1 pseudogene is annotated in these 757 nt (G+C 69.7%); it reads left to right on the top strand.

Annotation, left to right across the window (positions count from 1 at the left end):
- A pseudogene (locus tag IF20_RS36885) lies at window positions 1-757 on the top strand (urocanate hydratase); the annotation flags it as partial.

Below are 757 nucleotides of genomic sequence, written 5' to 3'. Positions count from 1 at the left end.
TACGGGCAGATGACGGCCGGCTCGTGGATCTACATCGGCACCCAGGGCATCCTGCAGGGCACGTACGAGACCTTCGCGGCGGTGGCGGCGAAGAAGTTCAACGGCACCCTGGCCGGCACGATCACGCTGACCGCGGGGCTGGGTGGCATGGGCGGCGCTCAGCCGCTGGCGGTGACGATGAACGACGGCGTGGCGATCTGCATCGACTGCGACCCGCGCGCCATCGAGCGCCGCATCGAGCACCGCTATCTGGACGTGAAGGCCGACAGCCTGGCCCACGCCCTGCAGCTGGCCACCGAGGCCCGCGATGCCCGGCGCCCGCTGTCGATCGGTCTGCTGGGCAATGCGGCGGAGCTGTTGCCGCGGATGCTGGCCGAGGGGGCGCCGATCGACATCGTCACCGACCAGACCTCCGCGCACGACCCGCTGGCGTATCTGCCGGTGGCATGTGGAGGCGATGGTCGGCTTCATGGATGCGGGGGCGGAGGTGTTCGACTACGGCAACTCCATCCGCGGCGAGGCCCAGCTGGCCGGGTACGACCGGGCGTTTGCCTTCCCCGGCTTCGTGCCGGCCTATATCCGTCCGCTGTTCTGCGAGGGCAAGGGTCCCTTCCGCTGGGCCGCGCTCTCGGGTGAGGCGTCGGACATCGCCAAGACGGACAAGGCGATCCTGGATCTGTTCCCGGAGAACGAGTCGCTGGCCCGGTGGATCAAGATGGCGGGTGAGCGGGTGCACTTCCAGGGGCTGCCGGCCCGG

Source organism: Streptomyces niger, from assembly GCF_000718305.1.
In the GTDB taxonomy this organism is placed as follows: domain Bacteria; phylum Actinomycetota; class Actinomycetes; order Streptomycetales; family Streptomycetaceae; genus Streptomyces; species Streptomyces niger.
The sequence above is the reverse complement of the archived record's forward strand: the minus strand, read 5'-3'. Positions and strand labels throughout refer to the sequence as shown.